The organism is Telluria aromaticivorans (assembly GCF_013003915.1).
In the GTDB taxonomy this organism is placed as follows: domain Bacteria; phylum Pseudomonadota; class Gammaproteobacteria; order Burkholderiales; family Burkholderiaceae_D; genus Telluria; species Telluria aromaticivorans.
Genome location: NZ_JABAIV010000007.1, coordinates 208,976 through 222,442 on the forward strand (window position 1 = coordinate 208,976; position 13,467 = coordinate 222,442).

Genomic DNA, 13,467 nt, shown 5'->3' on the forward strand with positions numbered 1-13,467 from the left:
TTCTGTGGATAGCGGTTCTAACGGACCGAGCCTAGCATTCTTTTAACATCGATGTAACGCCATGCGAAATTTTATTCAAGCCGACGCTAGCGAACACCACTCATTTCAAATTCAACTTATATAGCATATGGCCAACTCAAAGTCCAAACCCGTTGGATCCTCACGTTTGAGTCCTTTAGAAAATAAAAAAAGAAAAGAAATCATCGTTAGATCGAGCAATGCTCAGATAGATCAAATATTTTTTATTGATGGTTCTGACAATTCGAAAGCCAAGAGTGTTAGCCAATTTGTCAATTTGAGTCGTTCGGCGAATTTCGTTGATGGCTCAATAGTCCGTAGCCTCGACCGTGTCGGGTATAGTCCGCGGGTCAAAATTTGCTTTGATAGACCAGGCAATCACCATTTTACAGTTAAATGTTTGCCTCTCGATGGCAACGCCAAATATAGCAGCGAGGAATTGGCACGAAACGCCCGTTTTAAATGGCAGAGCGAACCAAAATCTTATACGACGGATAGTGGCGGAAGTCTGATATTGCCAGCACAAGATTTTTATGTAAGTGCAGCTGGGCATGACAGATATTTTTTTCAGGCAACCGATGATAGTGGCAAGACCATAACCACCGGAAATTTGGAAGTACAACGATTAATTTACTATATTGAATTAAAGATGCGCTCGCTTTCTACATGTGCCAAAGACTTATCTATCGCCCAGGAAGAATATACTAAGCATAATATCAAGCTACTGAAGCTCCCTTCAGTTGAGATGACGTATATGCCTAATATTGGACATGATGAAAAAGGAAAATTCTTAGACCATGCGACGACTGCTTTTCGTAGCTCTGACGCAGTTAATAAGGCCCCGCACGTTATAGCTATTGCATACACTGGCCAACTGGCAGTCAAGAAGGACGGTATTCGTATGCTAGAAACTTCGATTCAAGTTGGGCCTAATGCTACTCCAGTAATTATTCAAGTTAAAGAAAAAACGCCATCATCACCATTGCCCGAACACCGGTTTCTCTGGAAAGGACTTACAGAAAACGATAGTTGGTTCGTATCAGCAAGATTCGTTAAAGAAGGAGGAAAGCTTACTGATGTGATCCAGATTCCCTTAGAAAAATGTTCAGCTCTGCCTATGCCTGAAACCTCGCAATCATCGATGGAGGTTAGCATTGACGTAAGCGACCTACCTAAAGCGATTGGATCGATCGAACTAATAGTCAATGTTGTGGACAAGATGCGTGCAGGTATGGCTTTCGGAGGCATGAACCTGATATGTGTTTGCACTATGGCATGGTGGGAAACTATCGAACAGACTGAGCAAAATCAGATTATTATCCACGAATTGGGGCATAAGATAGGAATGGTGGCAGACGGTCGCAGAAAACTGCCAGACAAGCCGCCAACTTGGTACGACAATGAAAAAGGACATGTTGGAGATCATTGCTTTCATGGACTTCCGGCAAATCGCAGTCGTTACGACTTAAATGGCGATGAAAAGCAGTCTAAATGTATTATGTATGGCACCACCAATGGCAGGAGCGATTTTTGTATCAATTGTGCTCCGATTGTCCGTAAACTCGATATAAGCGAGGGATGGGATCCTCTTTAAGACATTCTCCGATGAAGGCCAATATTGTGAATATCATATGTGCATTAGGACTGATTTTTATTGCCGGCTGCAGTGCAGTATTTGGACAAATTTCCATGCAAACGGCAAGCCCTACAGCACCCACACTCCCAACGAGAGTCAGCGCAATGGTCAACGACAGCTTATTTCAAGAAATTCCACTAGATACAAGTACCCAAAATATATGCTCTCCTACTGATCCAGGTATCAATTGGCGCGGAATCAGCTTGCGCGCCCCTTCTCGAGTTGTGCTGCCTGAAAAATCGGCAGATGACGCTGCATTCATTATTCCTATATGCGGCCTATACCTTGTTGATCTCGAGGCTGCATTTAATCATCCGGGACATCAAATCCTGGTCGCTACGGATGTTACATCCGGGGATATTTTTAAAGGTGAAATTGTCAAATATGACACTGACCGGACCATCCCGCCTCCCCGGTCGCGTCCAGTCAAGCCTTCCAAAAACCAGGCCTTCGGCAGCTATTTCAACATCAATGCAGTAGATTACATAAAGCTGCCATTGGTACCTGCACGTTATCGCATAACGGTCGAATATGCCGGGTATCAGTCAAACGAGATAGACATTGAAGTTGTGCAACTGCCCTAGAGTAGCGGATCCTCCTTTTTATACGATCGAATCTCAATAGTAGATATTCGCTTCGCGCGTTTCGATCTCTATAAAGAGGATATAAGTTTCTCGACAGAGATTTGTGCATTTTCAGCAACGATTATTAAAAGTTTCAGGAGCATATATGGCAGGTCCATTAATAAAGCTCGGAGATAAAACTTCCCATGGTGGTGCTGTCGTTGAGGCATCCATGCAAACCGACACTGGCGGCATCGGTATTGCCCGCATGGGTGACAAAACAGTCTGTCCCAAACACGGTTCCAGTCCCATCATCAGCGGCGACTCGTCGCTGATCATCGACGGCAAACCGGCGGCACGGCATGGCGACAAGACAGCCTGCGGCGCCTCCCTGATCGCAGGCCAGCAGGCAACCATCGACAAACTCTGAGCGACGGACATGACGACTATTTCGACCTCGGCTCCATCCTCACCAACGCGTCACCCCGCTGTGTGGCTCAAGCTCGGCGCGGTAATCGCAACTACCTTCGTGGTGTGCTGGGCAATCGTGCTCTGGTATTGGCATTCAACCAATCACAATCCGGCAACGGGTGACCTGGCGATGGCACTGCTCCTGCTTCCTGTCGTCCTGTTGCTCGGGTTCTGGGGTGGCAGTAAACTCGTGGCGGCACGCATGTCGGAACTGCCTGCCGGCCTGTCGAAGCCAGCTGCAGCCTCCCCGGCAGCCCAAGCGCCTGTGACAACACCCGTTGTGGCTGCCATGGCCACAGCGCTGCGTTCGCCTTACGGTGGGTCGGTGGAAGAGCTTGCCTGCGCCATCGCCGACAACGAAGCGCGTGCCGACCTGGACAAGGAACTGGTCGATGACAATGGATTTCCGGTCATGACCGCGCGCGTTGATGGTGCAGACGATGACATGCTGCAGGATGAGATTGCTGAATGGCTGGCGAGCCACGGTATGCCGGCAATGGATTTCACTGAAGAGCAGTGGCGCGCGCTGATCCTCGCGACCGGCGTGGCTGACGAGCTGGCCAGCCTGGTTGCCAACGAGTGCATGCCGTCCGAGGGACAGCCCCCGATGCTCCAGCTGAAGCTGATGCTGCCGCACGACTGGGCCGTGAACGTGCGCCGCGCGGCAACCATCTGGCTCAGGCATACCGTCAGCCAGTACGGCTGGCCGGACACCGCCATCGCCACGCCGGAACCTGAGCAAATGCACCTGACGAGCCCCACAGGCATCCTCGCGCAACTGCTGCCCATCACATCGGCAGACCACAAACCGCTGGTGGCGATCGTCATTGCCTGCGCGTCGCTGATCGGCCAGGAAAGCGTGGACCGCCTGGCTGCGAACTCGGCTTTGTTCAACTCATCGAAAGGGAGTGGCCAGATCCCAGGGGAGGGCGCTTGCGGCTTGCTGCTAACCGACCTGCGCCGGGCGGAGTCGATCAATGGCGCAGATATGGTACTGCTCGCCGCCCTCCACGAGCGCCGCCGCGACAGCTCGGCCGATGACACCCGCCGCGCCGATTCGGCGCTGTTGCTGGACATGACCGAGCAGCTCTGCAAGGCCGGCGCCATCGAACTGTCGCAGATTTCCATGATCGTCGCAGATACCGCCCACCGCCCCAATCGTGTCCTCGAGCTGATGGGCCTTACCGCACCAGCAATCCCGCAACTCGATGCTGCCGACGATGTCGTACGTGTCGGCCTGGGAAGTGGAAGCTGCGGTGCCGTGCCTTTCCTGACCGCCCTGGCCTTGGCACGCCACTACGCACTCGAGCGCAGTGCGCCGGTCCTGTGCATCAGCAACGAAGATCCCTACCTGCGCAGCGCCGCACTGATGCGCCCCGCGAGCTGCGCTGCAGATGCAAGGCCTTAAACGCTGAGTGAGCTGACTACCAGCTTGCGCTTGCCGTTCGCCGCCAGCGGAATATCATTTTCTTCCTGCAGCGAGATATCGAAGAAGCCGCCCCAGCGCCGTAGCTGGGCATCGAGCACGAAGGCGCGCTGTTCCGGATTCAGGCTGCCGTGACGCGGCACCACGGCCAGCGTGATCTCGCCGGCCCGTGCCTGCCGCACCTGGTACAGGCGCACGAAGTCCCAGGTCACTTCATCGATGACAATGGCGAGTCCGGGAATGCGCTTTCCGGCCCGGTCAACCAGGAATTCATGGCCGCGTCCATCGATCACCGGGCAGCGGCCGTCCGCATCGATGCGGCCGTAGTCACCGGTGCGGTAACGGATCAGCGGCATCACGTCATTCCATAGCGAAGTTCCCACGATTTCAGCGCGCTCGCCATCCATGCGGTTTTCATTCCAACCGTAGAGCTGCTGGAACATGTAGTCGGACCTTCCCTGCTCGTTCACATCCAGGAAAGCCAGGTTGGTGCGCTCCGACAATCCATAGTTCAGCGACACCGAGGCGTGGAACAGCCGCCGGATCGACCCGAGCTGTGCCGGGGTCGCCGGCTCCGACGCCAGCAACACCGCTTTTACCTGCACGTCCAGCTCGCCCGGCTGAAGCAAGTCGGCCAGCGCCGTCACGGAACTCGGATAGCCATGCACGTACTCGGGGCGGAAGCGAGCAATCGCATCGAGGATCGCCGCCTTGTGTTGTTCGTGCACGTGATAAGGCGACAGCATCAAGCGGTTGCCCACCACGCGGCACGGTTCTTCATGGGCCAGGCGGCGGGCGTCGGCGCCGATGCGCAGGATGCGGGACTTGTCGAAGGAAAAGCCGAGCTTGCCCCATTCGTGGGTGAAGAAGGCTTTTTCGATGTCCGCCAGCCGCTTGGTGCGCCACATGCCGATGCCCTGCCCGGACGAACCGCCGCTGGTGGCATACATCAGCTTGGACGGGTCGAGCCGCTCGTCGAGGAACTCGCGCTGCTGCGCCATGACCTCTTCCTTGGCGAGATAAGGAAAGGCTGCCAGCACCTCTTGCAGCGGCTCATTCGCCGCCTCGTGGGCGCTGAGCCTGACCGTGCGGCGGTAGTGCGGCACATGTTCCAGCGCGTGGACCAGGACCTGGCGCAGGCGCAGGCCAGCCTGTGCGGCAACCACTGTGCTGTCCTGTGCCAGCAGTTCGCGCACGCGGAAGAAGTCGGGGTGATAGAGGACGCGGCTCGGAATATAGCGGCGCCAGGCGTAGTAATGCTTGGAAAGGACGTCGTGCAGGGCCACGCGTCACCCGTTCAGGATGCGTTTGAATTCGTCCGGGGACACTTCACCCAGTCCCAGGCTGGCCAGGGTGCGCGCCTCCGCAGTGAAATCGCGGTCGAGCAGGCCGCTGGCGATCACAATCAAGGCATCGGCCGTGGGCGTCGGTACGCCCATCAGGCGGCCGATCGAGGACAGCAGCGCCAGCCCCATCGGCACGTCTTCGGTAATGAAGCGGGTCTGCAGGGTGGCCGGTCCCTTGGGCCCGCCTTCAGCGGCGTAGCGGCGGAAGACGGACAGCGAGGGCTGCGACAGGTCTTCTTCGTTGCGGAACTTGCATTCGTCGAAATAGGGCGAAGGCTTGCCGCCGGTTGCGGCGATGACGGCGCTCTTTTCCGCATCGAGCCGGTACAGCAGGTTCAGGACCGAAGGCGTGAAGGCTTCGCGGTACATCCAGAATTCGCCCTGCGCATATTCGATGCGGCTGGCCGACAGCAGCGCGCCGATGGTGTGGACGATCAGGTTCGGGTTGTGCATCGCCGACTCGACCACGTTGCTGCGCGTTGCGACATAGGTCGGGAACAATTGGGCGGCACGTTCGAGTCCTTCGGCGGCACGGTCGCGCGGCAGGAAGGCCAGCGCATTGCGCGTGTTGCGGAACAGGACATTGACCACACCCGGCGCCGTAATGCGCGCATCGTAGGGCAGGCTTTCACCTTCAGCCAGCAGGAAAGCTTCCCTGGCCTGGTAGGGAAGGAAATGGCAGGACCCCATGTAGCCGGGCGCCAGCAGCACCAGCTGGTGCGCCTTCAGGTAGGGGCCGATCAGTGCGGCGATGGCGGCATGGCACTGGGTCTGGGTGGTGATGTAGATGACGTCGGGCGTCACTGCAAAGGCTTCGTCGACATCGCGCGTGGCCAGCGCGATCGAGGCCATGCTGGTCTCGCCCCCTTTCGGATTGCTGACGATCCGGATCGTGCGCGATTCACGCACCATGTCGAAATTCTCGTCATGCAGGGAGTGCGACGTCTTGAACAGGACGACGCGGTTTCCTTCCTGCGCGAGGATTGCGCCGAGCGCACATCCGGCATTGCCTGCACCAACCATTAACACGTTCATGCGTCCTCCATTCGACCAAGCAAGGGCACGACGCGGCAAGCGTCAGCGACCTGGTCCGCAAGGCAGCGGCGGCTTGATTAACAGGTTCATCAGAAGCGGCAACAGGTTTGGAAGCACGCACAAACGTACCCTGAGACACGCGCAGGGTGCGTCTCCACCTCGCCGCCCGAAGCAATCAATATCGGACTAGCAATGCTCTTGGCTGCTCATCGATTAAATTTAAGATAAGTTTGTTCATTTGCGAAGTCAACCGAATTCCCGCTTGAGCCCGGTACGCAGAGTCGTGTAAACCGGACGAAAATTTCCGCGGTTCACCGTGCCGGAATGAGGGAAGTCGCATGGGCTCTAGCATGGCCTGTCGAGACGCGTTTCCCATTGCCATCAAATAAAAAAAGCCTGAAGAGCTCGCACTCTTCAGGCTTTTTAACAATCAGGTCGCCAGGCTTATTCGACGGTCACCGACTTCGCCAGGTTGCGCGGCTTGTCCACGTCGGTACCACGTGCCAGCGCGGTGTGATACGCCAACAGCTGCAGTGCGGCCACGTGCAGGATCGGCGACAGGTCGCCATAGTGTTCCGGCAGGCGGATCACGTGCACGCCATCGCCCGAGGTGATACGCGAGTCGACGTCGGCGAAGACGTACAGTTGGCCGCCGCGGGCGCGCACTTCCTGCATGTTCGATTTCAGTTTTTCCAGCAGGGCATCGTTCGGGGCGATCGTTACTACCGGCATCTCTTCGGTCACCAGCGCCAGCGGGCCGTGCTTCAGTTCACCAGCTGGATAGGCTTCGGCGTGGATGTACGAGATTTCCTTGAGTTTCAAGGCGCCCTCTAAGGCGATCGGGTAGTGCATGCCGCGGCCCAGGAACAGGGCGTTTTCCTTGCGCGCGAATTCTTCGGCCCAGGCGATGATTTGCGGTTCGAGCGCCAGCACCGCGGAGATCGCGACCGGCAGGTGGCGCATCATTTTGAGGTGTTCGGCTTCGGCTTCTTCGGTCAGGCGGCCGTTGACTTGCGCCAAGGTCAGGGTCAGCAGGAACAGCGCCGCCAGCTGGGTGGTAAAGGCCTTGGTCGAGGCGACGCCGACTTCGACGCCGGCACGGGTGATGTAGTTCAGCTTGCACTCGCGCACCATGGCGCTGGTCGAGACGTTGCAAATGGTGAGCGTGTGCGGCATGCCCATGCTGCGTGCGTGCTTCAGCGCGGCCAGGGTGTCGGCGGTTTCGCCGGACTGGGAAATCGTCACGACCAGGGTCTGCGGGTGCGGCACGCTGTCGCGGTAGCGGTATTCGCTGGCAATCTCGACGTTGACGGGGACCTTGGCGATCGATTCGATCCAGTATTTCGCGGTCAAGCCGGCGTAGTAGCTGGTGCCGCAGGCCAGGATCAGCACGCGGTCGATTTCCTTGAACACGCCATAGGCGCCGTCGCCGAACAGCTCCGGCATGATGCCGGTGACGCCCTCGAGGGTGTCGCCGATGACGCGCGGCTGTTCGAAGATTTCCTTTTGCATGTAGTGGCGGTACGGGCCCAGCTCGGCTGCGCCGGTGTGGGCGTGCACGGTTTTCACTTCTCGCTCGACCGGACGACCGTCGACGTCGACGATCCAGTAGCGCGCCAGTTGCAGGTCAACGACGTCGCCTTCTTCCAGGTAGATGATCTGGTTGGTGGTGCCGGCCAGCGCCATCGCGTCCGAAGCGACGAAATTCTCGCCTTCGCCCACGCCCAGGATCAGCGGCGAGCCCTGGCGGGCCGCGACCACGCGGTGCGGCTCTTCGCGCGAGAACACGGCGATGGCGTAGGCGCCATGCAGGCGTTTCACCGCCTGCTGCACGGTCTCGAACAGGTCGCCGGTGTACATGTGGTCGACCAGGTGGGCGATGACTTCGGTATCGGTCTGGCTGGTGAAGACGTAGCCGAGGGCGGTCAGTTCGGCGCGCAGCTCGTCGTGGTTTTCGATGATGCCGTTGTGGACGAGGGCGATGCGGGCATTGTCTTCGGTCGGCGAGAAGTGCGGGTGGGCATTGTGCGAAGCCGGTGCGCCGTGGGTGGCCCAGCGGGTGTGGGCGATGCCGGTGAAACCTTCGAGGCGCGCTTCACGCACTTGCGATTCGAGCTCGGCCACGCGCGAGGTGCTGCGCGAACGGGTCAGTTTGCCGTCCAGGTGCACGGCGACGCCGCAGGAGTCGTAACCGCGATATTCGAGGCGCTTCAGGCCCTCGATCAGGACTGGAGTGATGTTGCGCTTGGCGACTGCACCGACGATACCGCACATGGTAGACCTCGTTTAAAAATTAGCAATAAGTCCTATCGTAGAGCAACCAGTGTGAAATAAGCTTTCAGATTTAACACATATTTGAAATATTATTCCACGTGCTACTCGCGATGAAATATTATTTCATTTAACGCACAATTATTTTTTAATTATTTCACACCATGTCAGATCAATTACTTCTCGACGAGCTTGATCGTCGCATCCTCAATGCATTGCAGGCTGATGCATCGCATACGAATGCCGAGTTGGCTGAACTGGTGCACGTGTCACCGCCCACTTGTTTGCGCCGCGTAAAACAGCTCACCGACAATGGTGTTATCGAGCGGCAAGTAGCGATCGTGTCCCCCGACAAGCTTGGTGCGCGCCTGACGGCCATCGTCGAGATCACGCTGGACGTGCAGGCAGCCGAGCGCATGGAGGAATTCGAACGCCTGGTGGCGCTCGAGCCGGCCGCCCTGCAATGCTACCGCGTCACGCCGGGCCCGGATTTCGTGCTCGTCGTGCAGGTGGCGGACATGCCGGCCTACCACGAGCTGGCGCACCGCCTGTTCACGGCGCATGCCAACGTGCGCAACGTCAAAGCCTATTTCTCCACCCACCGCAGCAAGTTCGACACGCGCATTACTGTGTGAGGTCCTGTGGATAAGGCTGTGGACTGGTAGGGGTAAGAGCCGTGGATAAGCACGGTATGACCCTGTGCTTATCCTGTGGCTTTGCTGTGAATTGACGGTGGATTACTTCTTGGCCTTCACCGGACGGCTCCATCCTTCGATGGTCATCTGCTTGCTACGCGAGATGGTCAGCTTGCCTGCCGGCGCATCCTTGGTAAGCGTCGTGCCCGCACCCAGGGTCGCGCCCTTGCCGACGGTCACGGGCGCCACCAGCTGGCTGTCGCTGCCGATGAAGGCGTCGTCTTCGATCACGGTGCGGAATTTGTTGGCGCCATCGTAGTTGCAGGTAATGGTGCCGGCGCCAATGTTCACGCGCGAACCGATGGTGGCGTCGCCGACATAGGCCAGGTGGTTGGCCTTGCTGTGCGCGGCCACCGTGCTGTTCTTGATCTCGACGAAGTTTCCCACATGGACGTCCTCGCCCAGCTCGGTGCCCGGGCGCAGGCGTGCGTACGGACCGATCTGGGACTGAGCGCCGACGATCGCGTCTTCGATATGGCAGAAGGGCTTGATGGTGGCGCCCGCGCCGACCCGCGCATTGACCAGCACGCAGTGCGGGCCCACGGTGACGCCGTCGGCCAGCTCGACGCGGCCTTCGAACACGCAACCGACGTCGATCGTCACGTCGCGGCCGCAAATCAGTTCACCGCGCACGTCGATGCGTGCCGGATCCATCAGGGTGATTCCCTTTTCCAGCAGTGCATTGGCAATGTTCAGCTGATGACGGCGCTCGAGCTCGGCCAATTGCACCTTGCTGTTGACGCCTGCCACTTCCCACTCGGCCGAAGGATGGGCCGATACCACCGGCACGCCATCGCTAACTGCCTGGGCCACGATATCGGTCAGGTAATACTCGCCCTGGGCATTGTTGTTCGACAGCGCGGCCAACCATTTCTTGAGGTGCGGGGTCGGCACGACCATGATGCCGCTGTTGATCTCGCGGATCGCACGCTCGGCCTCGCTGGCGTCTTTCTCTTCGACGATGCGCACGATGCTGCCGTTCTCGCGCACGATGCGGCCCAGCCCGAACGGGTTGCCCTGCTCGACGGTCAGGATGGCGAGCTTGTCGCTACCGGCGGCCTCGACCAGGCGAGCGAGCGTTGCGGCGGTGGTCAGCGGCACGTCGCCGTAGAGCACCAGGGTCGGCACGCTTTCATCCAGCTGCGGCACCGCCTGCATGACCGCGTGGCCAGTGCCGAGCTGCGGCTGCTGGAGGGCGATATCGATCGCGGTACCGGTTGCCGCGGACAGCTTGCCGAGCATCTCCGGCACCGCTGCGCCCCCGTGACCGTAAATCACGCATAATTTACTCAACGATAAGCTTCGCGCCGTATCGATGACATGCTGCAACAGCGGCTTCCCCGCCAGTGGATGCAGGACTTTCGGCAGCGCAGATTGCATGCGCTTTCCCATGCCGGCGGCGAGGATCACAACGTTCATAAGCCGTTCTCAAAAAGTTGATAATATGAAAAAGTTTAACACGCCAGACAACTTGCTCCGGCGCACGATTGCGCTCTTCATGGTTGCTGTGCTTGCCCTTGCGGCAGGCTGCAGCTCGGTCAAGTTCACCTACAACCAAGGCGATACCTTACTGTATTGGTGGATGGATTCCTATGCCGACCTGGAAGGCCAGCAAGCCGACATCGCCAAGCGCGATATCGACAATTTGTTCAAATGGCACCGCCAGACCCAGTTGCGCGACTATGCGGCCCTGCTCGGCGGCTTCCAGCGCCAGCTGGCCGGCAACCCGACCCAGGCCGACCTGCTCAATGCCTACCGCGAGATCCGCGTACGCGGCGAGCGCCTGGCCGCGCGTGCCGTTCCGGAAATCACGACCCTTGCACTGTCGATCAAACCGGACCAGATCGCCAACATCGAGCGCAAATTCCAGTCGAAAAACGAGGAATACCGCAAGAAATTCATCCAGGGCAACACGGAGAAGCGCCAGAAAGCCCGCTTTAAAAAGTCGATGGAACAGTTCGACCTGTGGTTCGGCAACTTCAGCAGCGAGCAGGAAGCGACCCTGCGCCGTGCGTCCGATGCGCGTCCGCTCGACAACGAAGCCTGGCTCGAAGAGCGGGTCTGGCGCCAGCGCCGCATCGTGGGCGTGCTGCGCAAGATCCAGCAAGAAAAGCTGAACCGCGAGCAGGCGGCTGCGCAGATCCAGGCCATGCAGCGCGAGTTCTTTACCCGCATGGAGTCCCCGGAGCGCAAGGCCTTCTATGACACCAGCCTCGACCAGACCACGAAATACATCCTGACGGCGATCCGCATCGCGACCCCGGCGCAGAAGAAACACGCGCAGGAGCGCATGCAGGGCTGGATCACCGATTTCCAGGGACTGGCCGTAGGTAAATAAAGGCTGGCTGGCGGGGGCAGGGCGCTGCGATCCTGGTGCTGGTGCCCATGATATAGTGCCGCCCATGCAAAAAAAGCCAGCCAAACCCAAGGCCCACGGCGCCCCGCGCCTGGCGCCGCGCCAGGTCCGCATCATCGGCGGCGCCTGGAAACGCGTCCTGCTCCCGGTCCTCGATGCCGAAGGCTTGCGCCCGACGCCGGACCGCGTCCGCGAAACCGTGTTTAACTGGATCAACCACCAGCTCGGCGGCGATTGGGACCAGGCCGCCTTCCTCGACCTGTTCGCCGGTTCCGGCGCCCTCGGCTTCGAAGCGGCCAGCCGCGGCGCGGCCTCGGTGACGATGGTCGACAACCATGGTCCGGCGGCACGCCAGTTAGAGGCCAACCAGGAAAAGCTGAAAGCCGCCAACGTGCGGGTGCTGCGTGCGGACGCGCTGACCCTGGTCACAGACCTTGGCGCCCGCGGCCAGCGCTTCGACGTGATCTTCCTGGATCCGCCCTACCAGCTCGGCCTGCTCAGCCAGATCCTGCCGCTGTGCCCGGCCATCCTCAATGAAGGCGGCCTGGTGTATGCAGAAACCGGCGAGCCGCTGCCGCAGGAAGGCGACGATATTCCCGACTGGCTGCTAGGGTGGGATGCCATTCGCGCGGATAAAGCGGGCATGGTCTATTACTACCTGCTGAAGCTGCACGAAAAAGTTGCATAAGCGAGTTAGCTGAGCGCGCCTTGCGCCTCCAATCTGCACAAGGATTGGGCAAAGACCGCCCCAGGCTGGGGCGGCTGCCGGATTTTCAGGCATAATGCGCGTTCCGATTAGGTGATTCTCCAGGGGAGCCGCAATGGTTGTAGCCGTTTATCCAGGTACTTTCGATCCGCTCACGCGTGGCCACGAAGACTTAGTGCGCCGTGCCTCGGGCCTGTTCGACCGCCTGGTAGTTGGCGTGGCCGACAGCAAGAACAAGAAGCCCTTCTTCTCGCTCGACGAGCGCCTGGAAATCGCCAATGAAGTGCTGGGCCATTATCCGAACGTGCAAGTGGAAAGTTTCTCCGGCCTGCTCAAGGATTTCGTGCGCAAGCACGATGCGCGCGTGATCGTGCGCGGCCTGCGCGCGGTGTCCGACTTCGAATACGAATTCCAGATGGCGGGCATGAACCGCTATTTGCTGCCGGATGTCGAAACCCTGTTCCTGACCCCGTCCGACCAGTACCAGTTCATCTCCGGCACCATCGTGCGCGAGATCGCGATGCTGGGCGGCGACGTATCGAAATTTGTCTTCCCGTCGGTGGACCGCTGGCTGCAAAAGAAGATCGCAGCCATCAAAGCGGCGCCGGCAGCCTGAGCGAGCTTTAACCAATGGCACTGCTGATTACCGACGACTGCATCAACTGCGACGTCTGCGAACCCGAATGCCCGAACGACGCCATTTCGATGGGCGTCGAGTTCTACCAGATCGATCCGCACAAGTGCACCGAATGCGTCGGCCATTTCGACGAACCGACCTGCCAGGTCCTGTGCCCGGTTGCCTGCATCCCGCTCGACCCGGCCTGGCGCGAAACGCGCGAGGAACTGCAGGCGAAATACGAACGCCTTACTGCCGACAAGGCAAACGCTTAGATCCAGCCGGCTTCCCAGCCGGCTTTCTTTTTCCCGTCCCTGGCCTGACCCGA

Annotated in this window: 13 protein-coding genes; 9 read left to right on the top strand and 4 right to left on the bottom strand. The window is 58.9% G+C overall.

The genetic code is table 11. The annotated features are described in order from the left end of the window. Positions 1 to 166: 166 nt before the first annotated feature. From HGB41_RS18550 to HGB41_RS18565, 4 genes are all read left to right on the top strand, one after another. A complete protein-coding gene (locus tag HGB41_RS18550; protein ID WP_171087199.1) occupies positions 167 to 1,612 on the top strand; it encodes a hypothetical protein in 1,446 nt (481 codons plus the stop codon). Between the two features lie 11 nt (positions 1,613 to 1,623). Beyond that, positions 1,624 to 2,238 carry a hypothetical protein gene (locus HGB41_RS18555; protein WP_171087201.1) on the top strand — a complete coding sequence of 205 codons (615 nt, stop codon included), beginning with the start codon at positions 1,624 to 1,626 and terminating at the stop codon, positions 2,236 to 2,238. 145 nt (positions 2,239 to 2,383) lie between these two features. Further along, on the top strand, positions 2,384 to 2,647 hold the full coding sequence (locus tag HGB41_RS18560; protein ID WP_171087203.1) for a PAAR domain-containing protein: 264 nt from the start codon (positions 2,384 to 2,386) through the stop codon (positions 2,645 to 2,647). A 9-nt stretch (positions 2,648 to 2,656) separates the two neighbouring features. Next, a complete protein-coding gene (locus HGB41_RS18565) occupies positions 2,657 to 4,096 on the top strand; it encodes a hypothetical protein (protein WP_171087205.1) in 1,440 nt (479 codons plus the stop codon). Here the strand turns inward: HGB41_RS18565 and HGB41_RS18570 are convergent. The 3 genes from HGB41_RS18570 to glmS form a co-directional block, all read right to left on the bottom strand. Continuing rightward, positions 4,093 to 5,400 (bottom strand): phenylacetate--CoA ligase family protein, encoded by a 1,308-nt coding sequence (locus HGB41_RS18570; RefSeq protein WP_171087207.1) that lies wholly within the window; start codon positions 5,398 to 5,400, stop codon positions 4,093 to 4,095. The genes HGB41_RS18565 and HGB41_RS18570 overlap by 4 nt on opposite strands. 3 nt (positions 5,401 to 5,403) lie before the next feature. Then, complete coding sequence (locus HGB41_RS18575) at positions 5,404 to 6,495, bottom strand: NAD/NADP octopine/nopaline dehydrogenase family protein (protein WP_171087208.1); 1,092 nt, start codon at positions 6,493 to 6,495, stop codon at positions 5,404 to 5,406. Positions 6,496 to 6,939: 444 nt separating this feature from the next. Continuing rightward, complete coding sequence (gene glmS, locus HGB41_RS18580; protein WP_171087210.1) at positions 6,940 to 8,769, bottom strand: glutamine--fructose-6-phosphate transaminase (isomerizing); 1,830 nt, start codon at positions 8,767 to 8,769, stop codon at positions 6,940 to 6,942. Positions 8,770 to 8,930: 161 nt separating this feature from the next. Between glmS and HGB41_RS18585 the strand changes: the two genes are divergently transcribed. Then, positions 8,931 to 9,401 carry an Lrp/AsnC family transcriptional regulator gene (locus HGB41_RS18585; RefSeq protein ID WP_171087212.1) on the top strand — a complete coding sequence of 157 codons (471 nt, stop codon included), beginning with the start codon at positions 8,931 to 8,933 and terminating at the stop codon, positions 9,399 to 9,401. Positions 9,402 to 9,503: 102 nt separating this feature from the next. Here the strand turns inward: HGB41_RS18585 and glmU are convergent, their stop codons facing one another. Further along, a complete protein-coding gene (gene glmU / locus HGB41_RS18590) occupies positions 9,504 to 10,880 on the bottom strand; it encodes a bifunctional UDP-N-acetylglucosamine diphosphorylase/glucosamine-1-phosphate N-acetyltransferase GlmU (RefSeq protein WP_171087214.1) in 1,377 nt (458 codons plus the stop codon). A 79-nt stretch (positions 10,881 to 10,959) separates the two neighbouring features. Here glmU and HGB41_RS18595 point away from each other — a divergent pair, with 79 nt between their 5' ends. From HGB41_RS18595 to HGB41_RS18610, 4 genes are all read left to right on the top strand, one after another. After that, entirely contained in the window at positions 10,960 to 11,799 is an 840-nt protein-coding gene (locus HGB41_RS18595) for a DUF6279 family lipoprotein (protein ID WP_229423113.1), read from the top strand. A 64-nt stretch (positions 11,800 to 11,863) separates the two neighbouring features. Further along, positions 11,864 to 12,505 carry a 16S rRNA (guanine(966)-N(2))-methyltransferase RsmD gene (gene rsmD / locus HGB41_RS18600; protein ID WP_171087218.1) on the top strand — a complete coding sequence of 214 codons (642 nt, stop codon included), beginning with the start codon at positions 11,864 to 11,866 and terminating at the stop codon, positions 12,503 to 12,505. Between the two features lie 133 nt (positions 12,506 to 12,638). Next, on the top strand, positions 12,639 to 13,139 hold the full coding sequence (gene coaD, locus HGB41_RS18605) for a pantetheine-phosphate adenylyltransferase (RefSeq protein WP_171087220.1): 501 nt from the start codon (positions 12,639 to 12,641) through the stop codon (positions 13,137 to 13,139). Positions 13,140 to 13,153: 14 nt separating this feature from the next. After that, on the top strand, positions 13,154 to 13,414 hold the full coding sequence (locus tag HGB41_RS18610; RefSeq protein ID WP_171087222.1) for a YfhL family 4Fe-4S dicluster ferredoxin: 261 nt from the start codon (positions 13,154 to 13,156) through the stop codon (positions 13,412 to 13,414). The last annotated feature ends 53 nt before the right edge of the window (positions 13,415 to 13,467 follow it).